General features: G+C 58.9%; 24 protein-coding genes. 2 read left to right on the top strand and 22 right to left on the bottom strand.

Annotated features, from left to right (window positions below; genetic code table 11):
* Positions 1-218: 218 nt before the first annotated feature.
* Both B9Z49_RS12525 and B9Z49_RS12520 read right to left on the bottom strand, forming a co-directional pair.
* On the bottom strand, positions 219-1076 hold the full coding sequence (locus B9Z49_RS12525) for a YbgC/FadM family acyl-CoA thioesterase (protein WP_108353771.1): 858 nt from the start codon (positions 1074-1076) through the stop codon (positions 219-221).
* A 62-nt stretch (positions 1077-1138) separates the two neighbouring features.
* Positions 1139-2125: an alpha/beta hydrolase gene (locus B9Z49_RS12520; RefSeq protein WP_108353770.1), complete on the bottom strand. Its 987-nt coding sequence runs from the start codon at positions 2123-2125 to the stop codon at positions 1139-1141.
* Positions 2126-2300: 175 nt separating this feature from the next.
* Here B9Z49_RS12520 and B9Z49_RS12515 point away from each other — a divergent pair, with 175 nt between their 5' ends.
* Positions 2301-3437, top strand: coding sequence for an iron-containing alcohol dehydrogenase (locus B9Z49_RS12515; protein ID WP_108353769.1), 1137 nt, complete (start codon positions 2301-2303; stop codon positions 3435-3437).
* Between the two features lie 11 nt (positions 3438-3448).
* On the opposite strand, the gene B9Z49_RS12510 is transcribed toward B9Z49_RS12515, so the two are convergent.
* Genes B9Z49_RS12510 through B9Z49_RS12490 form a run of 5 tightly spaced genes read right to left on the bottom strand, consistent with a single transcriptional unit; the run spans position 3449 to position 8604 of the window.
* Positions 3449-3844 carry a TfoX/Sxy family protein gene (locus B9Z49_RS12510; RefSeq protein ID WP_108353768.1) on the bottom strand — a complete coding sequence of 132 codons (396 nt, stop codon included), beginning with the start codon at positions 3842-3844 and terminating at the stop codon, positions 3449-3451.
* A gap of 14 nt (positions 3845-3858) precedes the next feature.
* Positions 3859-4812, bottom strand: coding sequence for a rhodanese-related sulfurtransferase (locus B9Z49_RS12505; RefSeq protein WP_233254609.1), 954 nt, complete (start codon positions 4810-4812; stop codon positions 3859-3861).
* A 28-nt stretch (positions 4813-4840) separates the two neighbouring features.
* Positions 4841-5128, bottom strand: a complete 288-nt coding sequence (locus tag B9Z49_RS12500; RefSeq protein ID WP_108353766.1) for a DUF1330 domain-containing protein — start codon at positions 5126-5128, stop codon at positions 4841-4843.
* Between the two features lie 9 nt (positions 5129-5137).
* Complete coding sequence (locus tag B9Z49_RS12495; protein ID WP_108353765.1) at positions 5138-6223, bottom strand: phospholipase; 1086 nt, start codon at positions 6221-6223, stop codon at positions 5138-5140.
* A gap of 5 nt (positions 6224-6228) precedes the next feature.
* On the bottom strand, positions 6229-8604 hold the full coding sequence (locus B9Z49_RS12490) for a Tex family protein (RefSeq protein ID WP_108353764.1): 2376 nt from the start codon (positions 8602-8604) through the stop codon (positions 6229-6231).
* A 380-nt stretch (positions 8605-8984) separates the two neighbouring features.
* Here B9Z49_RS12490 and B9Z49_RS12485 point away from each other — a divergent pair, with 380 nt between their 5' ends.
* Complete coding sequence (locus B9Z49_RS12485) at positions 8985-9323, top strand: hypothetical protein (protein WP_233254608.1); 339 nt, start codon at positions 8985-8987, stop codon at positions 9321-9323.
* Positions 9324-9873: 550 nt separating this feature from the next.
* On the opposite strand, the gene B9Z49_RS12475 is transcribed toward B9Z49_RS12485, so the two are convergent.
* From B9Z49_RS12475 to B9Z49_RS12405, 15 genes are all read right to left on the bottom strand, one after another.
* Positions 9874-10779, bottom strand: coding sequence for an SDR family oxidoreductase (locus B9Z49_RS12475; protein WP_108353761.1), 906 nt, complete (start codon positions 10777-10779; stop codon positions 9874-9876).
* The gene (locus tag B9Z49_RS12470; RefSeq protein ID WP_108353794.1) at positions 10776-11711 is read right to left on the bottom strand and encodes a glutathione S-transferase family protein; all 936 of its coding nucleotides are present in this window, start codon (positions 11709-11711) and stop codon (positions 10776-10778) included. Before B9Z49_RS12470 ends, B9Z49_RS12475 begins: the two co-directional genes overlap by 4 nt.
* A 10-nt stretch (positions 11712-11721) precedes the next feature.
* Positions 11722-12738 (bottom strand): NADP-dependent oxidoreductase, encoded by a 1017-nt coding sequence (locus B9Z49_RS12465; RefSeq protein ID WP_108353760.1) that lies wholly within the window; start codon positions 12736-12738, stop codon positions 11722-11724.
* Between the two features lie 41 nt (positions 12739-12779).
* Positions 12780-13202: a PaaI family thioesterase gene (locus B9Z49_RS12460; RefSeq protein ID WP_108353759.1), complete on the bottom strand. Its 423-nt coding sequence runs from the start codon at positions 13200-13202 to the stop codon at positions 12780-12782.
* Positions 13203-13217: 15 nt separating this feature from the next.
* A complete protein-coding gene (locus B9Z49_RS12455) occupies positions 13218-14009 on the bottom strand; it encodes an SDR family oxidoreductase (protein WP_108353758.1) in 792 nt (263 codons plus the stop codon).
* Between the two features lie 13 nt (positions 14010-14022).
* Positions 14023-14328, bottom strand: a complete 306-nt coding sequence (locus B9Z49_RS12450; RefSeq protein WP_108353757.1) for a Dabb family protein — start codon at positions 14326-14328, stop codon at positions 14023-14025.
* Positions 14328-16169, bottom strand: a complete 1842-nt coding sequence (locus tag B9Z49_RS12445; protein WP_108353756.1) for an acyl-CoA dehydrogenase — start codon at positions 16167-16169, stop codon at positions 14328-14330. The genes B9Z49_RS12450 and B9Z49_RS12445 overlap by 1 nt, the downstream gene beginning before the upstream one ends.
* A 158-nt stretch (positions 16170-16327) precedes the next feature.
* Positions 16328-17503 (bottom strand): acetyl-CoA C-acyltransferase, encoded by a 1176-nt coding sequence (locus B9Z49_RS12440; protein ID WP_108353755.1) that lies wholly within the window; start codon positions 17501-17503, stop codon positions 16328-16330.
* Positions 17504-17604: 101 nt separating this feature from the next.
* Entirely contained in the window at positions 17605-19716 is a 2112-nt protein-coding gene (locus B9Z49_RS12435; protein ID WP_108353754.1) for a 3-hydroxyacyl-CoA dehydrogenase NAD-binding domain-containing protein, read from the bottom strand.
* A 120-nt stretch (positions 19717-19836) separates the two neighbouring features.
* Entirely contained in the window at positions 19837-20532 is a 696-nt protein-coding gene (locus B9Z49_RS12430; RefSeq protein WP_108353753.1) for an ABC transporter ATP-binding protein, read from the bottom strand.
* A complete protein-coding gene (locus tag B9Z49_RS12425) occupies positions 20532-21302 on the bottom strand; it encodes an ABC transporter ATP-binding protein (protein ID WP_108353752.1) in 771 nt (256 codons plus the stop codon). The genes B9Z49_RS12430 and B9Z49_RS12425 overlap by 1 nt, the downstream gene beginning before the upstream one ends.
* Positions 21299-22591, bottom strand: a complete 1293-nt coding sequence (locus tag B9Z49_RS12420) for a branched-chain amino acid ABC transporter permease (protein WP_108353751.1) — start codon at positions 22589-22591, stop codon at positions 21299-21301. Before B9Z49_RS12420 ends, B9Z49_RS12425 begins: the two co-directional genes overlap by 4 nt.
* Positions 22592-22594: 3 nt before the next feature.
* Complete coding sequence (locus B9Z49_RS12415; protein ID WP_108353750.1) at positions 22595-23629, bottom strand: branched-chain amino acid ABC transporter permease; 1035 nt, start codon at positions 23627-23629, stop codon at positions 22595-22597.
* Between the two features lie 195 nt (positions 23630-23824).
* Positions 23825-25057, bottom strand: a complete 1233-nt coding sequence (locus tag B9Z49_RS12410) for a branched-chain amino acid ABC transporter substrate-binding protein (protein ID WP_108353749.1) — start codon at positions 25055-25057, stop codon at positions 23825-23827.
* A 125-nt stretch (positions 25058-25182) separates the two neighbouring features.
* Positions 25183-26811 carry a 3-(methylthio)propionyl-CoA ligase gene (locus B9Z49_RS12405; protein WP_108353748.1) on the bottom strand — a complete coding sequence of 543 codons (1629 nt, stop codon included), beginning with the start codon at positions 26809-26811 and terminating at the stop codon, positions 25183-25185.
* Positions 26812-26816 lie beyond the last annotated feature (5 nt).

Raw genomic sequence — 26816 nt, 5'->3', positions numbered from 1 at the left:
CCGTCGCCCAATCAGCCTCGTAGTCCCTGATCCACAGTCACTGACCGAGAAGACAAAAGAAACAGAGAGAGAAAGCTGAAAAACAACCGGCACCTATTGACAGGTCAATCCATACCAGGAGCCCACCTCTGTTGGCAATTGACTGAGCGCGACATATTGGTGCGCCCCACCTCTGGGCAATGAACACTGAACAGGCCTCCTTGTCCGAAATGCAAAGTTCAAAGCTTGCGCACCATCTCGATGTGCGCAATCCCCGCATCTTCAAAAACACCCCCGTGTGGCTCAAAGCCTGAGTGTTTGTAAAAGCCTTCAGCGCTGCATTGGGCGTGCAAGATCACCTGGTTGTCGCCCCGGTGCTGCGCCGCGTCCATCAGGGCATGCAGCACGCGGCGGCCCAGATCGCTGCCGCGCATTTGTTTTTTGACGGCCATGCGGCCAATGCGGGATACAACGGGCGCGTGCTGAATCAAGCGGCCTGTGGCCAGGCAAAGGCCCATGCGGTTCAGGGCCACGGCGTGCAAGGCCGTGTCGTCCTCGTGGTCCAACTCCATCTCGACAGGTACTTTTTGCTCCTCCACAAACACCTCGTGGCGAAGCGGGCTGGCCAGTTTCTGGAAATCGTGCCACGAACCCACATGCACCTGCACCATGTCTTCACCGCGCTCAAAGCCTTCGAGCAAGTCGCGCAAGGGCGCCGGGATGGGCTGGCTCTTTTTGGCCACCGAGTCGGCGTACACATAGACCATCTCGCTGGTGATCAGCAATTGATCGCCCCGAAAAATCGCCCCGGAAAACGTCATGGACGAGTTGCCGATTCGGTCGCAGCGCATGCACACATCGAGAAAATCATCCATCTCGGCGCTGGCGTGGTACTCCAGGCTGGCCTTTTTGACAAACAAATCACCGCCCAGCTGGTGCATGGTCTCAGCGTAAGGCATGGCCAGTTGCCGCCAGTATTCGGTCACGGCGGTGTCGAAATACATGAGGTAGTGACCGTTGAAGACGATCTTTTGCATGTCCACCTCGACCCAGCGCACGCGCATGCGGTGAGACAAACGGAAATCTTGGCGTTTCATGAAAAGCTCCTATTTAAAAAGAAGTCCTGCAAGCTTGGGCAGGTCAACGATTTGTTGTGTTGTCATCCCCGGCTTGACTGGGTATCCATGACTTCAAAGGCTGCCCTCAAAGCCCGGCCCGCATCGGCGTGCGCTTGCAAGGCGTCGGGAATAGCGCGGCCCATGGTAATAAAACCGTGGACCACGCCGTTGTAAATTTCCAAATTGACAGCCACACCCGCCATGCGCAGCGTGTCGGCATACTGAACTCCCTCGTCCACCAACGGGTCGCATTCGGCCAAACCGATCCAAGCCGGGGCCAGGCCCGCGTGGTCAGGGGCGTTCATGGGCGCGAAACGCCAGTCTCCACGATCGGCTTCGTCGATGTAGTTTGCAAAAAACCAGTCGATCGTGCCCTTGTCGAGCATGAAGCCTTCTGCAAACGTGTGGTGCGAGGCGGTGTTTTGCCGAGCGATGCAGCCGGGGTAAAACAGCAACTGCAGGCACAGGGTCAGTCTTGAATCACGGGCCATCAGGGCGCACACCGTGGCCAACGTGCCACCTGCGCTGTCGCCACCCACAGCCAATCGCGTGGTGTCCAAGCCCAGCGATTGGCCATGCTGCTGCAGCCAGTTGAGGGCGTCCCAGCTGTCATGGACGGCTGTCGGAAATCTGTGCTCGGGGGCCAGTCGGTAATCGAGCGACACCACGGCGCAATGGCCTTGTCGTGAGAGTTGGCGGCACAACACGTCGTGGGTCGTCAAGCTTCCCACCGAGAAACCGCCACCGTGGATGTAGAGCAGTACGGGCAATGAGACATCGCTTCGCGGGGCATACAACCGGGCGGGCATGGCGTGGCCATCACGGGCAGGCAGGGTGATGTCCTCCAACCGATCCACCTGCGGGGCGGGCTGCAGGTCCAGCATGGGCCCGCCGATGTCGTAAAACTCACGCGCCTGCGCAGGCGTCATGGCGGCCATGGGAGGGCGGCCTGCGCGGTGCACCCGCTCGATCAGGTTGCGCGTGGCGGCGTTCAGCAAGGCGCGGGGGTTGTTGTGGTGGCTGCTCATGTGTGTGAGGGTTATTGAAGCCATCAGGGCTGGGCGGCAGGGGCATAAGCGAACAAGGGTGACAGACCCGGCGAGGCTCCAGCGCCTTCCTGCATCAAAATGGGCTTTCATCGTACAACGCCCCGCCACGCTGTTCTGTCACTTCCGAACCGGGCCCTCTGATTGGAGTTTTCGCATGTCTTTCATCAATTACGTCACCCAGATCCAGATCGACTTTGGCGCCGTCAAGCTGCTGCAGGCCGAATGCGAGCGCGTGGGCATCCGCAAACCGCTGATCGTGACCGATGCGGGCGTCAAAGCCGCTGGCGTGCTGCAAAAAGCACTGGACGCGCTGCCCGGCTTGCCCGTCACCGTGTTTGACCAAACCCCCTCCAACCCCAATGAAGCTGCCGTGCGCGCTGCATCGGCCATGTACCAACAGCATGGCTGTGACGGTCTGATTGCGGTCGGTGGAGGTTCGGCGATCGATTGCGCAAAAGGCGTTGCGATTGCCGTCAGCCACGAAGGCCCACTGAAAACCTACGCAACAATAGAAGGCGGCTCGCTCAAGATCACCGACCGCGTGGCCCCCATCATCGCCGTGCCCACCACCAGCGGCACCGGCAGCGAGGTGGCCCGGGGCGCAATTTTGATTCTGGACGACGGCCGTAAAGTAGGCTTTCACAGCTGGTTCATCGTGCCCAAAGCCGCCATTTGCGACCCCGAACTGACCTTCGGATTGCCGCCCATGCTCACGGCTGCTACCGGCATGGACGCCGTGGCGCACTGCATGGAAACCTTCATGGCCGCGCCCTTCAACCCCCCTGCGGACGGTATCGCGCTGGATGGCCTGGCCCGGGGCTGGGCCAATATCGAGCGCGCCACAAGCAACGGCCAAGACCGTGAAGCACGCCTGAACATGATGAGTGCCAGCATGCAGGGGGCCATGGCTTTCCAAAAGGGGTTGGGCTGCGTGCACTCGCTCAGCCACAGTTTGGGCGGTGTAAATCCACGCCTGCACCATGGCACATTGAACGCCATGTTTTTGCCTGCAGTGGTGAACTTCAACGCGGCGGCTGAATCGGTGCAAAAAGAAAACCGCCTGAACCGCATGGCTCAGGCCATGGGCTTGCAAAGCGGCTCAGACATTCCGGACGCCATCCGGGACATGTGCGCCCGATTGGGCCTTCCTGCAGGGCTGGGCGCGATGGGTGTGACCGAAAACCTGTTTGATGCCGTGATCACCGGCGCGCTGGCGGACCACTGCCACAAGACCAATCCGCGCATCGCCTCGGCCGATGAATACCGGGACATGTTGATCTCGAGCTTGTGATCCGCGTGAAGTCACACACGACCGGATCGGGAGGCCTTTTTATCAGCCAACTTGGCCTTGGCTTTTGATCTCGCCTGCGCCTTGGCCAAATGTCCACGCAAAGCAGCTTCCCAAGACGACCGTGCCCAGCGCACCGCCTCGCTGGGCTCGTCAAAGATCGCATCCGGCGCAGCCCAATAGGACAGCGCCACCTCTTTGCCCTTCATGGCGTAAGAAAAGGGCGCAAGGCCGAGCGCCTCAAACTCTGGCCGGTTGACTTCATCGGTCTTGAGATACAGCCGCTGGTCCATCACGATGGCGAACATAAGACCCTCGTGGTAAAGGCCATGGCCGCCAAACATCCGTCGGGCTGACACCGGGGCCCAATCTTCCATCAGCTCTTGCACAAAGGGAATCAAATCGCTCATAAGCGGAATCGGTTTCAGGGCGCGTCATGGCTGGGCATCTTGGCACCCACATGCAACTCGCCCCGCGCTTGTGCCAGCTCGACCTGGCGCTGGCGTTCGGCCAGTTTTTCTTTTTGCTCCGGCGTGCGTTGGTCGTGACAGTAGGCGCAGCTCACGCCCAACACGTAATGCGGTGATTGCATGTCCTGCTCACTCAGGGGCCAGCGGCACGAGCGGCAAAGATCGTGGTGGCCCAACCCCAAGCCGTGGCCCACGCTCACGCGCTCGTCAAACACAAAGCATTCGCCTTCCCAAGTGCTTTGCTCTGGCGGAATTTCTTCCAAGTACTTGAGGATGCCGCCTTCGAGGTGATACACCTCGTCAAAACCGCGCATTTTCATGAGTGCGGTGGATTTTTCGCAGCGGATACCGCCTGTGCAAAACATGGCCACCTTGGGTTTTTTGACCGCGTCCGTTTTAAGGTTTTCCTGCGTGTCCAGCCAGGCGGGCAGTTGAACAAAGTTCTTTATGTTCGGGTTGACCGCGCCCTTGAAGGTGCCTATGGCCACCTCATAGTCGTTGCGCGTGTCGATGACCACCACATCCGGGTCGGCCAGCAAGGCGTTCCAATCAGCGGGTTTGACGTACTGGCCCACCGTTTTGTTCGGGTCCAACTCGGGCACGCGCAAGGTCACAATCTCTTTTTTGAGCTTGACCTTCATGCGGGTGAACGGTGGCTTGGGGCTCCACGACTCCTTGTGCGGCAAGCTGGCCAGACGCGGATCGGCGTGCAAAAACGCCAGCACGGCGCGGATACCTGCTTCGGGCCCGGCAATCGTGCCGTTGATGCCTTCGTGCGCCAGCAGCAGCGTGCCTTTGACCTCGTTGGCCTCGCAACAGGCTTGTAAAGGCGCTTGCAGGTCGACGAAGTCGGGCAAATCGACGAATTTGTAGAGGGCGGCGGTCAGAAAAAGGGGTTCGGTCAACATGCCGTGATTATCCGCTTTGGCATCAGGGTTATGCCGCATAAGTGGTCAAAACCACATCAGCCGCCTCTTGGCGCAGCGGAATCAGGGCTTGGTAGGCTGCAGACACATGCCAGCCCTCGGCATCACCCAACGAAGGAAAACGGATCACCACGATGTCGGGGTGAAGGTTCACGCCCGAAAACGACTGAACCTGTTCACCCCGGAACACAAGTTCTCCGCCAAATGGCAGCAAGGTGGCCAAGACCTGAGCCCGGTATTGCGCCCACTTGTCTGGATTTCTAACGGTCATTTGACCGACAACATAAGCTTGAGACATGAGCGCTCCTTACAAGGGTTGAACCATGGAAGAGGTAGGGTTCTGCAACCAATGGCTGAACTCATCTGCCAATTGCTGACTGGCCAGGGCTGCCGCAGACCAAACCTTGACGCGCCCCGCTAAATCGCGGTCGTAGGTTATGAAGTCTTTGCGGTCAGGCAGTTTGCTGCCCGGCAAGGTTTTGACCCACTCGGGGTTGGGTGCCAGGACGATGGTGTTGTCTAAAAATGGGGTTGCCCCGTGCCGCCACTTGAGCGCTTTGTCCAGCCAGCCAGGCACCACGTTTTGCTGAAAGTGCGGGTAGAGCACGATGGAACGGTCAGGCCCTTTTGTGGGTGCGGTCCAGTTCAGGTGCAGGTGGTAGTCGGTGATGCCGCCGTCCCAATAAGCGCCAGCAGGCGCGCCAGGGATGTCGTGCACGGCTTTCAGCGCGAAAGGGATGGCGCAACTGGCTTGCAGCGCTGGCATGAAGTTGCCTTCTCTCAGGTTCACAGCGCGGGTTCGAAAGTCTTGCGTGCCAAAAGGTAAGCTTGCCCCTTGCCCTGAAAACACCACCCGCTCCAGCCAGCCGCCCAGGGCGCGGCGGTGCACTGCGTTGCTCAAAAAAGCACCGGCATAGCCCAGCGGCATGGTGACCGGGTTTTCGCGGCGCAAAATGTGCCGCCCGTGCGAAGTGACGATGTGCAGTTTGTAACGCGGATGGCTCAGCACTTCAGCGATGCGCCCGCCATAAAAGGCCTGCAGGCTTTCGCCAAAGGCCTCACTCACCTGCTCGGCGCTCACGCGCTTTTGGCCGGGCAAGGGCTCGTAGTGTTGGTGGATGTAGTCGTGTTCCAGCCGCTCGAATGCCGTCACCGAGTCGTTGAGGCAGGCGGTGGCCATGCGCCACGCGCCGATCGATGCGCCCACCAGGTCCACTGGCTGCTGGCTTTGGGCCAGCCACTCACCAAAGATGAAGCGGTCCAAGGGGCCAAGAATCAGCCCCTTGGGACCGCCGGCGGCTGCCGGTATGACACCAATATGCTCAGGTCGCAGTCCGTGTTCACGGATGTGGACCTTCGCCTTGGGACCTGCGTGAATGTGAAGGGCTTGCATGGGGTTTAGTTTTTGAGGCCTTGCAGTTTGGCAAAGGCGCTGGCCATGGCCGAGCCCGAACCGTTTGCGGCTCCGGCTGCGGGGGGCGAGGTGTAACCCCCAACACCGCCACGCTGTCGGTTGTCACGCCCTGCCCCTTCAAACTTGTTGTCACGCGGTCCGTCGCGCCGTGCGGGGACAGCGTCCAGCTTCATGGTCAAGCTGATGCGTTTGCGGGCCACGTCGACTTCAAGCACTTTCACCTTGACGATGTCGCCAGTCTTGACCACCTCGCGAGCGTCGGTGATGAATTTGTTGGCCAGCTGGCTCACATGGACCAAACCGTCTTGGTGAACGCCCAAGTCGATGAACGCGCCGAACTGTGCCACGTTGCTCACGGTGCCCTCCAAGGTCATGCCTTCCCTCAGGTCCTTGATGTCTTCCACGCCGTCGGCCAGGCGGGCGACTTTGAAGTCGGGACGTGGATCGCGGCCGGGTTTTTCCAACTCACCCAAGATGTCTTTGATGGTGATGGCACCAAACTTGTCATTGGCAAACAGCTCGGGTTTAAGCATTTTTAAAACGTCCGAACGGCCCATGATCTCCTGAATGGGCTTGGCGGTCTTGACAATGATTTGCTCGACCACTGGGTAGGTTTCGGGGTGCACACCCGTCATGTCCAGTGGGTTATCGCCGCCGCGAATGCGCAAAAAGCCTGCGCTTTGTTCAAAGGTTTTGGCCCCCAGACCCGTGACTTTGAGCAGGTCTTGCCGTGTCTTGAACACACCGTTGGCATCGCGCCAGCGCACCACGGCCTTGGCCACGCTGCCCGACAGGCCCGACACCCGAGTGAGCAAAGGCACGCTGGCGGTGTTGAGGTCCACACCCACCGAGTTCACGCAGTCTTCCACCACCGCATCCAAGGTTTTGGCCAGCTCGTTTTGGTTCACATCATGCTGGTACTGGCCCACACCGATGGCTTTGGGGTCGATCTTGACCAGCTCCGATAGCGGGTCTTGCAGGCGGCGGGCAATGCTGGCCGCACCGCGCAGGCTAACGTCTACATCGGGCATCTCTTGACTGGCGAATTCGCTGGCCGAGTAGACCGAAGCGCCCGCTTCGCTGACCACCACTTTTTGAATCTCAACCCCATCGCGCAAACGTGCCAGTTGCTTGATCAGGTCACCGGCCAGTTTGTCGGTCTCGCGGCTGGCAGTGCCGTTGCCAATGGCGATCAGGTTGACGTTGTGCTTTTCGCACAGTTTGGCCAGGGTGAAGAGCGAACCCTCCCAGTCCTTGCGAGGCTCGTGCGGATACACCGTGGCGGTGTCGACCAACTTGCCGGTGTCGTCCACCACAGCCACTTTCACGCCGGTGCGGATACCCGGGTCCAGACCCATGACCACGCGGGGGCCGGCGGGCGCGGCCAACAGCAGGTCTCGCAGGTTGTCCGCAAACACCTTGATGGCTACTTTTTCCGCGTCCTCGCGCAGACGGGTGAACAGGTCGCGCTCGGTGGACAGGCTGAGTTTTACGCGCCAAGTCCAGGCCACGCATTTGCGGATCAGGTCATCGGATAGGCGGGCTGCGTGGCTCCAGCCCAAGTGCAAAGCGATCTTGCCTTCGGCGATGCTGGGTTTGCCCGGTTCGGGTTCAACAGGAAGAATGAGCTTGGCGTCCAGCATTTCCAGCGCCCGACCACGGAACACGGCCAAAGCCCGGTGAGAAGGCACACGGCCAATGGGCTCGTCGTAGTCAAAGTAGTCGCGAAACTTGGACACGTCGGCGTTGTTCTCGTCCTTGCCGTCGGCCAGTTTGCTTTTGAACAGGCCTTCGTTCCACAACCATTCACGCAGGGACTGCACGAGTGACGCGTCTTCGGCCCAGCGCTCGCTCAGTAAATCGCGCACGCCATCCAACACGGCGGCCTTGGTCGTGAAGTCTGCGCCTTCAATGGCACCCGCAGCCAGCACAAAGGCTTGGGCTTCGGCGTGCGGGTCAAGCGTGGGGTCGGCAAACAGCTTGTCGGCCAAAGGCTCCAGCCCGGCCTCGCGGGCAATCATGCCCTTGGTGCGGCGCTTGGGCTTAAAGGGCAAATACAGGTCTTCCAGTTCTTGTTTGGTAGGCGCGGCGTCGATGGCGGCCAGCAACTCAGGCGTCATCTTGCCCTGCTCGGTGATGCTTTTGATCACGGCGACGCGGCGGTCTTCGAGTTCGCGCAGATAGCCCAGACGGGATTCGAGTTCGCGCAATTGGATGTCGTCCAAGCCATCGGTCACTTCTTTGCGGTAACGGGCAATGAAAGGGACGGTGGCGCCACCGTCCAGCAATTCCACGGTGGTCTTGACCTGGTCAGGGCGGATACGGATTTCTGCGGCCAGTTGGGCCAGGATTTTTTGCATGTCTGAGTCGGCGCTGTTGGAGCACCTCAAGGGTCAAAGGGCGTGAGTGTGCCACAGCCCTTTGGCAGCTTCGGATCGCTTGGAGGCTCTGAGTACCGGCCTTGAATCCCACTCAGTGGAGGCTTTTCATCGTGGCCTGTGGTCCTCGAACCCACATGGTGGCCGCATAAAACACGAAATTATTGATATAAAAAAAGTAATGGTGAATTTGCTTCAAATTTTCTAAAAAACAACATAATTGCCTATTTAAACAACAAATTTGACTATTAAATAACAAATGCGTAAACTTTCACTTATTGATGATTTTAATGGTTGCGGGAGTATAAAAGAAGAACTCTGTCAAAATTTTGATCGGTAGCGCATTTCGTTGTCTGGCAATTTTGGCCTCGACCGCTGCGCTCATGGTGTTGACGGGTTGCGCCTCGGCGCAGGGCCCCTCATTGCCCGTGTCTGAATTGGAGTCCTTTGTCCCGGTACCCAAGCACGCGCGCTTGATGAACGACGTCAAAGTGCGATGGGAAGTTCGCGAGAACGTGACTGAGGTCTGTGGTCGCGCAGCCCAATTGAGCCCCACACAGGCCTGGATGACCCCTCCACTGGCGTGTGCCATGTGGAACGTGGCCAGCAAAGAGTGTGTGATCATCACCGGTAAGAAAGTCTCGCATGTTGAATTAGGACACGAATTGAGACACTGCTTTGAAGGCAACTTCCACCGGTGACGAGATCTGAGGATTCAGCCCAGACGTCTCTGAACGATGCCTCAATTCAGTTCCCAAAAGACACGTCATCCCAACGAGAGCATTTTTAAGTCATAAAATTCAAGGATTATTTTTAGTAAAAAAATAGACTTTTAAATGGTTTTTCAATTTTTTCGGAAGTGTCTTTTGATCCGATTGCTCAGCCTGTGGGTGTTGACCTTGAACTTGAGTGCATGCCTGTCTACAACCACTCAAAAGATAGCGGTTCAGGAATTCCTACCGTTCAACGTCATGCCTGCCCACCATCGGATCATGAACCAAGTGCGCATCTCGTGGGAAGTGCGCGAGGATGTGGCCCATTTTTGCGGGTTCGCTTCACGCATGGGCCGTGAGCAATCTTATTTGACACCCCCCCTAGGTTGCGCCTTTTGGGACATTTTGAAAGCGGAATGCACCATCGTCACTGGGCTTGTGACCAGCCATGTGGCCTTGGGGCATGAATTGCGGCACTGCTTTGAAGGGCACTATCACCGGTAAACGCCCATGATCTCAGCGTTGCCATAGCAGCCCTTCAACTCTCCCGCAGAGCTCGACGCAATCCCTCTCCCACTTCTGGTCTGGCCTGAAATGGGTCGGGCGGGTTGTTACCCTGCACGATGGCCTCCATTCGGCTTTGTACATTGCCCAAGGCTTGAGGGTGGCTGTAGATATAAAACTGGTCGCTGGCCAACGCGTCAAACACCTTTTGGGCCACATCGGCAGCTGACACCTTGCCACTGCCAACAGCTTTGTCACTTTGCGCCTGTCCTATCAATTGGCTGGCTGTGGGTTTGTCTGCCGCCAGATCCGCGGGACGATTACGGTGGCTTTGACTGATGCCAGTCGGCACAAAGTATGGGCACAGTACGCTGGCGCTGACCTGGTCAGACACCAGATGAAGGTCCTGGTACAGGGTTTCGGTCAGAGACACCACCGCGTGTTTGCTGACGTTGTAAATGCCCATGTTGGGCGGCGTCAGCAAGCCGGCCATGCTGGCGGTGTTGACAATATGGCCTTGGTAACTCGGATCAGCCTTGGCGGCTTCGAGCATCATCGGCGTGAACAGTCGTACGCCGTGCACCACGCCCCAGAGGTTGACGCCCAAAACCCATTCCCAATCGGCGACTGAGTTTTCCCAAACCAGACCCCCCGCCCCCACGCCTGCGTTGTTGAACACGAAATGAGGTGCGCCAAAGCGGGCTTTGACATCAGCAGCCAACTGTTCCATGGCCTGCGCGTTCGACACATCCACCTTGCGGGCCAAGACCTGAACGCCTTGGGCCGTCATCTCGGCAGCGGCTTTGTCCAGCGCGTCTTGCTGCACGTCCACCAGCACCAGGTTCATGCCCAGCTTCGCGCCGATGCGGGCGCATTCCAGACCAAAGCCTGATCCGCCACCCGTCAGCACCGCAGTTTTGCCTTTGAAGTTCTCGATCATTGGGAAACCTTTTTCAGTGTGAAGCCCACGCGTGGGAAGTGGACGTGCACCGTGCCTGCGCGTTCATCGGTGCGGCGCAGGGTGTAACGGGTGCGGGTGGCTGCGATCAACTCGCCCTCGGTCGGCTCCAAGCCAAAGTTGTCGGCCGCGATCACCACGGGGCTGCCCAAGGCGATACCGTGCTCGTCCTGGAAGACCTCGCCCTGCACTGCGGCAGGCGTGGCACTGCGGGCTGTTTGCAAGGCTTCTTCGCCGCTGCATTTGCCAGGAGAGCCGTGGCCGATGGCCTTCATGCGGGCCATCCAGCTTTTGACTTCGGGGGTTGCATCCAGAATGCCCGCCAAGGCTGGCGTGCGGTCTTGCGTGAACCACAGTGGGTGGTAAACCGCAAAGTCGGCCACGCAAGGCTGTGCGCCGAACAAAAAGTCTTGCCCGTGCAGCATGCTGGCGATCCGGCGCAAGTAGCTTTTGTAAGTCCCAGTAGCGTCTGCGGACGCCATGCGGGCCGCGCCACCGCGCATGGCCGTGCGATCGGCCACAAAGGCCTGCACGCCCTCAGCGGGCGCGCCCGCAAAGACCTGGGCCACACCCGCAGGCTGGAAGTTGTAAGCCATGGACGCCGTGAACAAAGCGCTGTCGGCCCACTGCGCGACGATGCGCGCTGCGCCTTTGACGGCATCAGGATAAATCGTGGGCGCGGGGGCCAAATGCTCCAGTGCATCGCAAATCAGTGCTGTGTCGCAATAGATGTCAGCGCCGATTTGGAGCACCGGCGTTTTGCGATAACCCCCGGTAAGCGCCGTCAGATCGGGCTTGGGCATGATCATCGGAATGAACACGCTCTTCCAGGCCAGCTGTTTGTAGCCCAGGATCAGCCGGACCTTTTCAGCGAAAGGTGAAGTTGGGTAATGGTGGAGGATCAGATCGGACATGGGCATGGCCTCAGATCAGCTTGACCAATTGTTTGCCAAAGTTTTTGCCTTTGAGCAGTCCCAGGAAGGCCTCAGGCGCAGCGGCCAGGCCTTGGGCCACGGATTCGCGCGGGCGCAGCTTGCCGGTGCCGATCAGGGTGCCGAGTTCTTGCAGCGCTTCGGGCCAGATTTCCATGTGCTCGCTGACAATGAAGCCTTCGATCTTCATGCGGTTGATCAGGATCAAAGCCGGGCTGGCCATGGGCAGCGGCGCGCCGTCATAGCCGGCGATCATGCCGCACACCGCAATGCGGGCAAAAGCATTGGTGCGCAGCATCACAGCATCCAGCACCATGCCGCCGACGTTTTCAAAGTGGCCGTCGATCCCGTTCGGGCAAGCCTCGCGCAGCGCCTTAGACAGGCTGATGTAGTCCTTGTGCTCTTTGTAATCGATGCAGGCGTCAAAGCCCAATTCATTGACTACGTAATCGCATTTGTCCTTGCCGCCGGCAATGCCGACCACGCGGCAGCCGCGTGCTTTGGCCAAAGCACCATAAGCGCTGCCCACCGCGCCGCTGGCGGCGCTCACCGTCACAGTTTCGCCCGCTTTGGGGTTGATGATTTTGCACAGGCCATACCAGGCGGTCACGCCGGGCATGCCCACTGCGCCCAGGTAGTGCGACAGCGGCACATGGGTGGTGTCGACCTTGCGCAAAGCACCGATCACGTTGCCATCGACCACGCTGTATTCCTGCCAGCCGCCCATGCCCACGACCTGGTCACCAGCCTTGAATTTGGGGTGCTGGCTTTCGACCACTTCGCCCACGGTGCCACCGAGCATGACTTGCCCCAGGGCTTGGGGCACCGCGTAGCTTTTGCTCTCGTTCATGCGGCCGCGCATGTAGGGGTCCAGACTCATGAAGTGGTGCTTGACCAGCACTTGGCCGTCTTGCAAAGCCGGAATGGACGTTTCAATCAGTTTGAAGTTGGCCACAGTGGCTTCGCCTTGGGGACGATTGTCGAGCACGATTTGGTGGTTGAGGGTCATCTGTGTTTCCGTTCTTGGTGGGGTGGTCGTTGAGAAAAATATCAGTCGGTTTGAAGAGTATCGGTGCCACGGCGGGGCACATATTTGAATGTGCCGGTGGCATGTGCACACAAACGCCCTTCGGGGTCGTAAACCCCACCTTCCGTGAAAGCGAGTTTGCGTGTGCGGTGCAGCAAGCGGCCGCGGCCAATGAGTCGCCCCCCAGGAGGCGCTGAAGCTGGTTGCATGAAACTGGTTTTCATTTCAATCGTGAATACGCCGTTGCTGGGCTCAACGCTGCGCGCGGCTGCCGCCAGGACGATGTCCAAAAAAGTCATGATCGCGCCCCCATGGACGACATCAAAAGAGTTGAGTATTTCCGGGCGCATCGGAAACCAGAGTTCGGATTGGCCATCATCAAATTTTTCAAGTGTGATGCCCAAGTGGTCCACAAACGGAATCGGAACACCAAAAGGAATGCTCATGTCAGACCTTGGAGCTCAGCCGCCGATGATGGCACTGACGCCACCGTCCACCGCCAGCCATTGGCCAGTGATGTGCTTGCCCGCGTCGGACGCGAACAATAACGCCAGGCCCTTGAGGTCTTCGTCGTCGCCCAAGCGGCGCAGAGGGGCGGCTTGCGCCATCTTGTCGGCCCCAATGGTGTCCAGCAGGCCTTGGCTCATCTTGCTGGGGAAGAACCCTGGGCAAATCGCGTTGACGGTGATGCCGTGCTCGCCCCACTCACCCGCCAATGCGCGGGTGAAGTTGATGACCGCACCCTTGGAGGTGTTGTAGGCGATCGTTTCCATCGCGGACGGGTTACCGGCCAGACCGGCTATGGAGGCCACATTCAAAATGCGGCCCTTGCCGCGCGGGATGAAGCTTTGCTTGGCCACCTCTTGAGAGAGGATGAAATAACCACGCACGTTCAGGTTCATGACCTTGTCCCAGGCCGGTACCGGGTGGTCTTCGGCAGGTGCGCCCCAAGTGGCTCCGGCGTTGTTGACCAGGATGTCAATGGGCCCCATGCGCTCCATGGTTTCAGTGGCCAAACGGCGGATGTCCTCTTCTTTACCGCAGTCGGCAGCGATCCAGCGGGCGTCGATGCCAGCGGCCTGCAATTGGGCAGCGGCATCTTCCAAATCAGCCGCCTTGCGTGAGCTGAGCATGATCTTGGCCCCAGCCTCGCCCAGGGCGTGGGCCATTTGCAAGCCCAGGCCGCGCGAGCCGCCGGTGACCAGCGCCACTTGGCCGGTCAGGTCAAAAAGTTGTTGAACAGTGCGTGCCATGTCGGAGCTCCTTTTATTCGACGTTGAAATCCATGCAGCGGCGTTCTTTGACGACCGCTTTCATGAAGGGTTTGATGGCCAGATGATCGGGGTGATTCTGGTAAGCCGCTAGCACCTGCGCGTCATCGACAAGCATGTGCAGCACCAAATCATTCGTGCAGTCCATGTCGGGGGTGGCCGTGGCGACTTCGAAAGCGCGGATGCCAGGCACGACCTGCGCGCACGACAGCAGCAATGCTTTGGCTTTTTCGAGGTTGGTGGCCTTGTCGGCCCCTTCTGCCTGCTCGTGCAGGCTCCACATCACGATGTGCCGAATCATCAAAAGGCCTCCTCAGGCAAATCGGCGCAAGTCGGGTCTCGGCTGGCCACCACCTTGAGCCAAGCCCCGATCTTCGGCAATTCGTAGCGGAAGAAGTAACGGCAGGCTGCGCGGCGGCCTTGTGCGGAAGAGGTGTCGTTGCCCTCCAAGCTGGCCGCGACATCGAGCCAGATCCAGGCGATCACGGTGTGGCCAAAGGCCTGCAAATACGGCACGGCATTGGCCAGCGCTTGCGCGGGCTCGGCACCATCCCAAGCTTGCTGGGTGGCTTGGCTGATTTGTTGGAGGGCATCGCGCAGAGCCGCAGCTTCAGGCCCCCAGCTGCCTTCAGCCTTGGACGCCGTAGCCAACATGCGTTCGGCCAAAAATTGCAAGCCCCGTCCGTTTTCCATCAGCACCTTGCGTCCCAGCAAGTCCATGGCCTGGATGCCGTGCGTGCCTTCGTGGATCATGTTGAGGCGGTTGTCGCGCCAGTATTGCTCCACCGGAAAGTCGCGGGTGTAGCCGTAGCCACCGTGGATCTGGATGGCCAAGCTGTTGGCTTCCAGGCACCACTCGCTGGGGAAACTCTTGACGATGGGCGTGAGCACCTCCAGCAGCAAACGCGCCACATCTGCGTCTTCAGGCGTGCCGGTGTGCTGTTCATCCACCAAGCGGGCGCTGTACAAGGCCAGGGCCAAAGCGCCCTCGCTGTAGGCCTTCTGGGCCAGCAGCATGCGCTTGATGTCGGCGTGTTCGATGATGCGCACCTGCGGGCGGCTGGCATCCTTGCCCCCTGCCCCTGTAGGTCTGCCTTGCGGGCGGTTCTTGGCGTAATCGAGGCTGGCGTAGTAACCCGCCATACCCAGCATGGTAGCGGCCATGCCCACGCCGATGCGCGCTTCGTTCATCATATGGAACATGCAGCGCAGGCCTTCCCCGGGCTTGCCGACCAAATAAGCTATGGCACCGCTTCCGGCACCGTCCAAGCCTGCGCCTGCTTCGCCACGCACGGGGTACTTGCCCTCGCCAAAGTTCAGCAGCGTGTTGGTCGTACCGCGCCAGCCACATTTGTGGTTGAGGCCCGCCAACGCCACGTCGTTGCGCTCGCCGGTGAGTTGCCCATCGGTGCCGACCATCTTTTTGGGCACGATGAAGAGCGAGATGCCTTTGACGCCCGGCACCAACTGGCCGTTGGCATCGGGGATCTTGGCCAGCACCAAGTGGATGATGTTTTCGGAGAGTTCGTGCTCGCCCGAGGAAATCCACATCTTGTTTCCGCGCAGGCGGTAACGCGCACCCAAAGCATCGACTTCAAAGCCTTCACCATCGGGCGTGGCGCGGGTCGTCACATCGCTCAGCGACGAGCCGGCTTGCGGTTCACTCAAGCACATGGTGCCCGAAAAACGCCCATTGAATTCGTTGGCGGCAAAGACCTGCTTTTGCAAATCGGTGCCATGCACCATCAGTAAATTGGCGTTGCCGCTGGTCAGCATGCCTGAGCCAATGCTGACCGAGGCCATGGCAAAAAAGGCGTTGGCAGCCGCCTCCACCGTGTAGGGCAGCTGCATGCCACCGATCTCGTAGTCCTGTGCGGCGCTCAACATGCCCGATTCGGCATAGGCTTTGTACGCATCGTGTGTGGCCTGTGGCAAGATGACTTTTTCGCCATCAAAGTGGGGTTCTTGCGTGTCCACCAGGCGGTTGAACGGGGCGTATTTTTCGCGAGCAATGCGCTCGCAGGTGTCCAGCACCGCATCAAAAGTTTCGCGTGAATGGTCGGCAAAGCGCTCGCGGCTTTGCAAGGTGTCGACCTTGAGCCAGTCGTGCAGCAAAAAATCAACGGTGGGGCGCAAACTCATGGCAGCGAGCTTTCATCAGGTCAATACTTGTGGGAGCGATCCACTGCTCGATTGGCATTGGCCGCAGGTGGCTCCCGCATTAAAAAAGGGCAGAAGACATCTTGCCTTCTGCCCTGAGTAACGTCAGCCATCCAAGTGACAGCAAACGCGCTGGGTGATCACAGCACTTCGAAAATACCGCATGCGCCCATACCGCCGCCAATGCACATGGTCACCGCAACACGCTTGGCACCACGACGTTTGCCTTCAATCAAGGCATGGCCTGTCAGGCGCTGGCCCGACACGCCGTAGGGGTGACCCACCGCGATCGCGCCGCCGTTGACGTTCAAGCGGTCGGCCGGGATGCCCAGCTTGTCGCGGCAGTACAGCACTTGCACGGCAAACGCTTCGTTCAGTTCCCACAGGTCAATGTCTTGCACGGTCAGGCCCAGACGCGCCAGCGCTTTGGGCACGGCGTAGACCGGGCCAATGCCCATTTCGTCAGGCTCGCAACCGGCCACGGCAAAACCGAGGAAACGGCCCAAGGGTTTGAGGCCACGTTGCTCGGCCAGTTTTTCGTCCATCAACACGCAAGCGCCTGCGCCGTCCGAGAACTGGCTGGCATTGCCGGCTGTGACCAAACCACCGGGCAACGCCGAGCGCAGACCGCTGATGGCCTCTACCGTGGTGCCTTCGCGCAGGCCTTCGTCCACGCTCACGGTCACTTGTTTGGTGGTCATGCCCATGACCTTGTCGATCACGCCTTGCGTGACGGTGATGGATGCGATTTCGTCGTTGAACAAACCCGCAGCTTGCGCGGCGCAAGCCTTTTGTTGGCTGGCCGCGCCATACGCGTCCATCACGTCGCGGCTGATCTTGTAACGCTTGGCCACTTGTTCGGCGGTTTGCAGCATGTTCCAGTAAATTTCGGGCTTCATCTTGGCCAAGGCCAAGTCTTGCAGCATGTGGGTGTTGGCTTCTTGCTGCACGCAGGAGATGCTTTCCACGCCACCGGCCACATAAACCCGGCCTTCACCCGCGATGATGCGTTGCGCCGCCAGTGCAATGGTTTGCAGACCCGACGAGCAAAATCGGTTCACGGTCATGCCCGAGACCGAGATGGGCATGCCGGCCTTGAGGGCGATTTGGCGGGCGATGTTGGCACCCGTGGCCCCTTCCGGCGTGGCGCAGCCCATGATCACATCTTCGACTTCGGCGGCATCAATGCCAGCGCGGGCCACGGCGTGTTGCACCGCGTGGCCGCCCAGGGTGGCCCCGTGGGTCATGTTGAATGCGCCCTTCCAGCTTTTGGCCAGAGGTGTGCGGGCGGTCGATACGATAACGGCGTTGGTCATTTTGAATCCTTGGTTTGGCTCATTGAGCGCTGAGTGTTAGGCGTTGATCGAGCAGTTAACTGGTCTTTTACGCTGAACACCGAACACTCAACTCTGAACGCTCAGTTGAATGTTTTGCCTTCGGCTGACAAGCGCACCAACAAAGGTGCGGGTTGCCAGAATTGGGCGTCGTCGAGTGGGTTCTTGGCAAAGCGCTTCATGGCTTCGGCCACGTTGAACAAGCCCACAGTGTCGGCATACAGCATGGGGCCACCGCGCCAGAAAGGGAAACCGTAGCCGGTGATGTAGACCATGTCGATGTCGCTGGCTTTGCTGGCAATGCCTTCTTCCAAAATGTGACAAGCCTCGTTCACCAAGGAATACACCAAGCGCTGAACGATTTCTTCGTCGGAAATTTTGCGAGGCGTTAGCCCTAAAGCGGCACGGTGTTTTTCGATCATTTCGACCACCACAGCGCTGGGGATCGCGTCGCGTTTGCCGGTTTGGTAGTCGTACCAGCCTGCGCCCGTCTTTTGGCCGTAACGCCCCATCTCGCAAAGCAAATCTGCAGTTTTGCTGTACTTGAGGTTGGGTTTTTCGGTGTAGCGGCGCTTGCGAATCGCCCAGCCGATGTCGTTGCCAGCCAAGTCGCCCATTCGGAAGGGGCCCATGGCAAAGCCGAACTTCTCAACAGCCTTGTCGACCTGCGCAGGTGTGCAGCCTTCTTCGATCAAGAAACCGGCTTGGCGGCTATATTGCTCGATCATGCGGTTGCCGATGAACCCATCGCACACGCCCGAGACCACCGAGGTCTTTTTGATCTTTTTGCCAATAGCCATCACGGTGGCCATGACGTCTTTGGCGGTTTGCGCGCCGCGCACCACTTCCAGGAGCTTCATCACGTTGGCAGGGCTGAAGAAGTGCATGCCCACCACGTCTTGTGGGCGTTTGGTGAAGTTGGCAATCTGGTTCACGTCCAAGGTGGAGGTGTTGGAGGCCAAGATGGCACCGGGCTTCATCACTTCGTCGAGCTTCTTGAAGACAGCTTCTTTCACGCCCATTTCTTCGAACACGGCTTCGATCACCAGGTCGGCTTGGCCGATGTCGTCGTAGCTGAGCGTGGTGCTGAGCAAGGCCATGCGCTGCTCGTATTTGTCTTGCTTGAGCTTGCCTTTTTTGACTTGCGCTTCGTAGTTCTTGCGGATGGTGGCCACGCCACGGTCGAGCGCATCTTGCTTCATTTCGAGCATCTTGACCGGGATGCCCGCGTTCAGGAAGTTCATCGAGATGCCACCACCCATGGTGCCTGCACCGATGACGGCCACGCTCTGGATGTTGCGCTGAGGGGTGTCGCTGGGCACGTCTGCGATCTTGCTGGCAGCACGGTCGGCCATGAAGATGTGGCGCAACGAGCGGCTTTCGGGGGTGAACATGAGGTTGGTGAAAATCTCACGCTCCAAAACCATGCCATCGTCGAACTTTTTCTTGGTCGCGGCTTCGACGGCTTCCACGCACTTGAGCGGCGCAGGCAGGTTTTTGGCCATGCCTTTGACCATGTTGCGGGTGAACTGGAAGTAAGCATCGCCTTGCGGGTGCTTGCAAGGCAGGTTTTTGACCAAGGGCATGGGCGAACCATCGGCGTGCGCAGCGGCCACTTTGCGGGCCATGGCCAATGCTTCTTCGGGCAGGCTCTCAGCCGATTGGGCCATGGCATCAAACAGCTTTTGGCCGGGCAACATGGCCAGCATTTCACTCTTGATGGCTTCGCCGCTGACAATCATGTTCAGCGCCGCTTCCACGCCAATCACGCGAGGCAGGCGCTGTGTGCCGCCCGCGCCGGGGATCAGGCCCAGCTTGACTTCGGGCAAAGCAATGGAGGTGCCAGGCGCAGCAATGCGGTAGTGACAGCCCAAAGCCAGCTCCAAGCCGCCGCCCATGGCGACCGAGTGGATGGCCGCCACAACCGGCTTGGCTGATTTTTCGCAAGCGGAGATCACGCTCAGCAAATTGGGTTCTTGAGTCGCCTTGGGTGAGCCAAATTCACGGATGTCGGCTCCGCCCGAAAAGGCCTTGCCGCCACCGGTGATAACAATGGCTTTGACGGCGGTGTCGTTGTTGGCTCTTTCCAGACCCTCGGTGATGCCGACGCGGGTGGACAGACCCAAACCGTTGACGGGCGGATTCATGAGGGTGATGACCGCGACATCGCCATGCACTTTGTATTCAGCTGTCATGCTGGACTTCCTTTGCGTGAAAAATTAAAAAAGAACGACCGTTCGTTTTTGAACATTGTAGACATAAATAATCTCTGCACGGCAAATTTTTGTCGCACCAGAGACGGGGCAAAGTCAGGATCAAACCTCCAGCCATTCCTTGCGAATGTAGGTGTTGGCCCGCAGCTCGTCGGGCGTGCCCTGGAAAACGATGGCACCATGGCCCATGACCAAGGCGCGATCCGAAATGCTCATGGCAATGGTTAGTTTTTGCTCGATCAGCAATACCGATACCCCCTTGGCTTTGAGGCTAAAAAGAAATTGGCCGACAAGCTCGACGATTTTGGGTGCCAGTCCCTCGGTGGGTTCGTCGATGATGATCAGGTCAGGGTCACCCATCAGAGTGCGGCACAGCGTGAGCATTTGCTGCTCACCACCAGAGAGCACCCCGGCTTCGTTGTGTTCGCGCTCTTTGAGGCGAGGGAACATGGCGAACATGTCGTCAAACGACCAACGTCCGTTTTGTCCATTTCGTTTTTGCCCCAATTGCAGGTTCTGGCTGACCGTCAGCTTGGGGAAAATCTCCCGGTTCTCTGGGACATAACCCACCCCCAGGTGGGCAATTTCATAGGCCTTTTTGCCCTGAATGGGCTGGCCTTTCCAGTCGATGCGGCCCTCACACTCCACCAGACCCATGATGGCCTTGGCGGTGGTGGAGCGGCCTGAACCATTGCGCCCAAGCAGGGCCACGATCTCGCCCTGCCCCACCTCAAAATTGACGCCATGCAACACATGGCTTTTGCCGTAATAGGCATGAAGGTTGTCGATCAGCAACATCAGTGGCCTCCTACTTGGTTGTCTGCGACCGGTGAGCCCAAATAAGCCTCCTGCACTTTGGCATTGGCCCGCACCGATTCGGGGGTGTCGAAGGCGATGACTTCACCGTACACCACCACCGCGATCTTGTCGGCCAGGCCAAACACCACGCCCATGTCGTGCTCCACCGTGAGCAGAGTTTTGCCCACCGTGACGTCTTTAATGAGTTGGATGAATCGCGAGGTCTCGCTCTTGCTCATGCCGGCCGTGGGCTCGTCCAGCAAGATCACATCCGCGCCTCCTGCGATGGTCACGCCTATTTCCAACGCCCGCTGCTCGGCATAGGTCAGGTTAACCGCCAGTACGTCGCGTTTTTTGTCCAGATGGATCATGTCCAGCAACTCGTCGGTGCGTTCGTTGGCGTCTTTCAGGTTCGACAGGAATTTCCAAAAACTGTACTTGTAGCCCAGGCTCCAGAGCACCGCGCAGCGGAGATTTTCAAACACGCTGAGCTTGGGGAAGATGTTGGTGATCTGGAAGCTGCGCGAGAGCCCCATGCGGTTGATCTCGTAAGGCGTCTTGTTTTGAATGGCCTGACCCGCGAGCAAAATATCGCCACTGGTGGGGCCAAAGCGGCCGCTGATCAGGTTGAACAGCGTGGACTTGCCCGCGCCGTTGGGACCGATCACGGCCACACGCTCGCCTGCAGTGACGGCCAGATTCACGCCACGGATGATTTCGGTCTTGCCGAAGTTCTTGCGCACATCCCGGAGTTCTAAGGCGTAACTCATAAAGCCGTTTCCCTTCGCTTGATTTCTTTTTCGATATCGGTCTGGATCACGCCCCAGTCGCGGGCGAACTGCCTGCGGGCCAGCTCGAACAGACCCAAGCCCGTGAGCATCACAAAAGCCGAACCGAACCAGCTGTCCAGACTCTTGGCGTTGAGGGTGGCGCCCATGAATTTGACGGTGTCCCCCAGAGCCGAATTGAGTTGCAGGTGGTAGACCATCTCGATCATGGCCCCCGCCCCCGCCAGCATCACGATGGCAGTGAGACCCAGGCCCAGGTAACTGGTCCAGATTTGGCGCAACTTGCCGAACTTGGCCACCCTCAGATTCATCATGATCAAGCTGGCAATGCCGCCGGGTGCATACATCACCATGAACAGGAAGACCAGTCCCAAGTAAAGCAGCCAAGCTTTGGTCAGCTCGGACAACAGCACAAAGGCGATGATCATCAGCACCGCACCGATGATGGGGCCAAAGAAGAAGGTCGCCCCACCCAAAAAGGTGAACAGCAAATAAGCGCCCGAGCGCCCTGCCCCGACCACCTCGGCCGTCACGATCTCGAAGTTGAGTGAGCCCAAGCCCCCCGCGATGCCTGCAAAAAAGCCCGCAATGATGAAGGCCATGTAGCGCACGCGCTGGGTGTTGTAACCAATGAACTCCACCCGCTCAGGGTTATCACGCACCGCATTCAAAATGCGGCCCAGCGGCGTTTGTGTGAAGGCGTACATGAGCGCCACACACACAAAGGTGTAAATGGCGATCAGGTAGTAGACCTGAATCTGCGGGCCATAGGTGATGCCGAAAAAGGCTTCACCCGCCACCCGATTGCCAGACACCCCCGCCTCGCCCCCGAAAAACTCCGAAAACATCAGGGACATGGCAAACACCAACTCGGCCACACCCAGTGTGATCATGGCAAATGGCGTGCCCGATTTGCGGGTGGTCACCCAGCCCAGCAAAATGGCAAAGCCCATGCCCGCCACACCGCCCACGATGGGCAGCAAGCTGACTGGGATGTTCAGCGTGCCACCACTCACGGCATTGAGTGCGTGAATGGCCATGTAAGAGCCCAAGCCCGTGTAGACCGCATGGCCAAAGCTCAGCATGCCGCCTTGGCCCAACAAGATGTTGTAAGACAGGCAGGCAATGATGGCGATGCCCATCTGGGCCAGCATGGTCACGGACAGGTTGCTGGTGAAGACCAGCGGCGCGGCCAGCAAGACCAAAGCGAACAGGCTCCAGATGACCCAGCGGCCCACGTTGTAAGGTTTGAATTTGTAGATGGCAGCCATGTCTTAACCCTCGCGTGTGCCCAAAAGACCCTTGGGTCGGAAGATCAGGATCAGGACCAAAAACAGGTAGGGCAAGATGGGCGCGACCTGCGACAGCGTGAGCTTGGCAAAGGAGTTTTCCTGCGTGGCAGCCGACAAAGCCCAGCCCATGTCTTTGGCCAGCGTCAAGAAGGAGTAGTCAATGGCCACGGCAAAGGTCTGGATCACACCAATCAGCACCGAGGCCAAAAACGCGCCAGACAAAGAGCCCATACCGCCCACCACCACCACCACAAAAATGACCGAACCCACGGTGGCGGCCATGGCAGGCTCCGTCACAAACGTGCTGCCGCCAATCACACCCGCCAGCCCGGCCAGACCGGTGCCTGCACCAAACACCAACATGAACACACGAGGCACGTTGTGCCCCAAAGACTCCACCATTTCGGGATGGGTCAAAGCCGCTTGAATGACCAAACCAATGCGGGTGCGGGTGAGCAAGAGCCACAAGGAAACCAGCATGAGCAGCGCCACCAGCATCATGAAACCGCGTGTGGCGGGAAACGGTGAGCACACCACTCGGATGGCGGCATCGGCTGCACTGCACATCTCGGCAGGCGCAGCGCCCCAAACCACGCTCAGTCCGTTGACCGAGTGGTTGATGAGGGTGAAGGCCGAACTGCGCAAAATCTCGGGCGGTAGAAACTCGACCGCCGTGCGGCCCCAGACCAGCTGCACCAACTCCAGCATCACATAAGACAGGCCGAAAGTGACCAGCAATTCGGGCACATGGCCAAAAGGGTGGACCTTGCGCAGCGTCAGGCGCTCGAACAAGGCACCACAGGCCCCAACGAGCAGCGGGGCAATGACCAGCGCAGGCCAAAAACCGACCCACTGCGAAAGGGTGTAGCCAAAATAGGCGCCCACCATATAAAAACTGGCGTGCGCAAAGTTGAGCACACCCATCATGCTGAAGATCAGCGTCAGCCCGGAGCTGAGCATGAACAGCAACAGCCCGTAACTGAGGCCGTTGAGCATGGAGATGATGAAAAACTCCATCACAAACTTTCCAGACCCTTGGGGTCTAAAGCATTACAGGAAATGGACTTGCACTGGCAAATCCGGTCTCAATGGGGCCCGAAAGCCCATAAAAAAGCCCGATGAACCCTCAGGTGATCGGGCCTTGGCCCATCCGCCAAACCCTGAGCCACCTGTGCGAGTGACTCAGAGAGTGGCAGCGGCAGGCGTTGCGCCTCAGCCAGGACGTTTCATCTGGCAGCTGGTGGGTGTGCTGGAGACATAAGAAGGGTATTCCTTCACGGGCGCCAGCGTCATGCCGGTGTTCTCAGGGCTGTAGGGGAACTTCTTGTCCGCTTTTTGCCAGACGGTCATGTACAGCGGTTGCTGCAACTGGTGATCTGCTTTGCGGATTTCGACCTCGCCGTTGTGGGTCGAGAATTTCATACCGGACAACGCCGCCGCGACTTTCACCGGATCGGTGGACTTGGCTTTGGCCATGGCATCACCCAGCGCCTGGTAAATACGCACCACCGAGTGGGTGTAGAAGTCATCGTTGAATTTTTGCTTGAATTCAGCGGACCACTTGTCCATCTGGCCGCCCATGTTGTAGTGACCATAAGCGATCTGGTAGACGCGACCTGCACCGCCTTGACCCAAGGCCGTGGGCGTGCCCGTGACGCCGGTGTAATAGGTGTAGAACTTGCCGTTGTAGCCGCCTTCGTTGGCCGCCTTGACCAGCAAAGCCAGGTCAGAGCCCCAGTTTCCGGTGATCACAGTGTCGGCACCCGAAGCCTTGATCTTGGCGATGTAAGGCGAGAAGTCGCGGACTTGGGCCAGCGGGTGCAGGTCTTCACCCACAATTTGCACACCCGGCATCTTGCGTGCGATGTTTTCCTTGGCAAACTTGACGACCTGATGACCATGTGAGTAATTCTGGTTGAACAGGTAAACCTTCTTGATGTCCTTGTCATCCTTCATGAAGGTGGTCATGGCCTCGATCTTCATCGAGGTGTCGGCGTCAAAGCGGAAGTGCCAGTAGCTGCACTTGCTGTTGGTGAAGTCTGGATCGACCGCAGAGTGGTTCAGGAAGATGATTTCCTTGCCGGGGTTGCGCTCGTTGTGCTTGTTCACGGCCTCGATCAGGGCGCCCGCAACCGATGAGCCGTTGCCTTGGGTGATGTAACGCACGCCCTGGTCCATGGCGGCCTTGAGCGCGTTCAGGCTTTCAGCTGGGCTGAGCTTGTTGTCAATGCCGATGACTTCGAACTTGACGCCAGCTGGGTTGGTTTTGCTGAATTTTTCGGCAAAAAACTGAAAGCTTTTGAGCTGGTTGCTGCCCACGGGGGCCATCAGGCCAGACAGCGGGTCAATCCATGCAATTTTGACGGTTTCGCCTTTTTGAGCGTAAGCGCCCATGGAGCAAGCGGCCAAAGCGGCAGCGGCGATCAAACGGGTGGTGGTTTTCATACAAGTTCTCCTGCGTTGTAAATCTGAACTGTGTCAGCGTAACCGCAGAAATGACGAATCGGCTCGGGGTTTGCACCTAAGGCATATCACCCGCGCGACTTGTAACCGCGCGGACTTGATGGGGATCAAAGGCCTGGCAGCACGTAATCGGTCAATTGCTCGCGCAAGCGGGTCTTGAGCATCTTGCCCGTGCCCCCCAAAGGAATGGCGTCAACAAAAACCACATCGTCGGGAATCTGCCACTTGGCGGTTTTGCCTTCGTAGAAGGCGATCAGCTCTTCACGGCTGACCTCAGCCCCGGGCTTCTTGACCACGCAAACAATCGGCCGCTCGTCCCACTTGGGGTGGCGCATGCCGATGCAGGCTGCCATGGCCACGGACGGGTGGGCCATGGCGATGTTTTCCACATCGATCGAGCTGATCCATTCGCCGCCCGACTTGATCACGTCTTTGCTGCGGTCGGTGATTTGCATGAAACCATCGGTGTCGATGGTGGCCACATCGCCTGTGGGGAACCAGCCGTCCACCAAGGGGTTGCCGCCTTCTTGTTTGTAATAAGAGGCAATCACCCAAGGGCCCTTGACCAGCAAGTCACCGGCCGATTTGCCGTCGTGCGGCAGGGTTTGGCCTTCGGCGTCCACGATCTTCATGTCAATGCCGAAGATGCATCGGCCTTGTTTCATGCGCAGCTTCATTTGCTGCTCGGCTGGCAGGCTCAGGTGCTTGTTCTTCAGGGTGCAGACCGTGCCCAGCGGGCTGAGTTCGGTCATGCCCCAGGCGTGCAGCACGTCCACGTTGTAGTTCTGACGGAAGGCGTCGATCATGGCGGGTGGGCAAGCGGAGCCGCCAATCACGGTGCGGCCCAGCGTGCTGAACTTCAGGCCTGCGGGTGCCATGTGGCCCAGCAGCATTTGCCACACGGTGGGCACGCCAGCGGCAAAGGTCACGCCCTCGGCCTCGATCAGTTCGTACACCGACTTGCCATCCAGCGCCGGACCGGGGAACACCAGTTTGGCGCCCGCCATGGCCGCGCTGTAGGGAATGCCCCAGGCGTTGACGTGGAACATGGGCACCACCGGCAAGATCGAATCCCTTGCCGAGATGCACATCGAGTCGGGCAATGCGGCAGCGTAAGCGTGCAGCACGGTGGAGCGGTGGCTGTACAAAGCACCCTTGGGATTGCCCGTGGTGCCGCTGGTGTAGCACAAGCTGCAGGCAGTGTTTTCATCGAGCTGCGGCCAAGCATAGGTGCTTGGCTGCTGCCCCATCCAGGCTTCGTAACTCACCAAATTGGGGATGCCGGTGTCAGCAGGCAGCTTGTCGGCGTCACACAAAGCCACATAGTGGGTGATGGTTTTGCAATGGCTGTGCAACGCCTGTACCAGGGGCAAAAATGTCATATCAAAGCACAGCACCTGGTCTTCGGCATGGTTGGCGATCCAGGCCATCTGATCCGGATGCAGGCGCGGGTTGAGGGTGTGCAGCACGCGGCCCGAGCCGCTCACGCCAAAGTACAGCTCCAGGTGGCGGTAACCGTTCCAGGCCAGCGTGGCAATGCGGGTGCCCTGCGGCAGATTTTGTGCATCCAGTGCATTGGCTACCTGGCGCGAACGGCGGGCCACCTGGGCCCAATCACTGCGGTGAATGTCACCTTCGACCCGACGCGAAACGACCTCGCTGTCGCCATGGTGTTGTTCGGCAAATTCAATCAACGCAGAAATCAAAAGCGATTGCTGTTGCATCAGTCCCAGCATGGGGG

The organism is Limnohabitans sp. 2KL-51 (genome assembly GCF_003063645.1).
GTDB lineage: Bacteria > Pseudomonadota > Gammaproteobacteria > Burkholderiales > Burkholderiaceae_C > Limnohabitans_A.
Note: the sequence above shows the minus strand (reverse complement) of the source record. Positions and strands in the feature narration are given on the sequence as shown.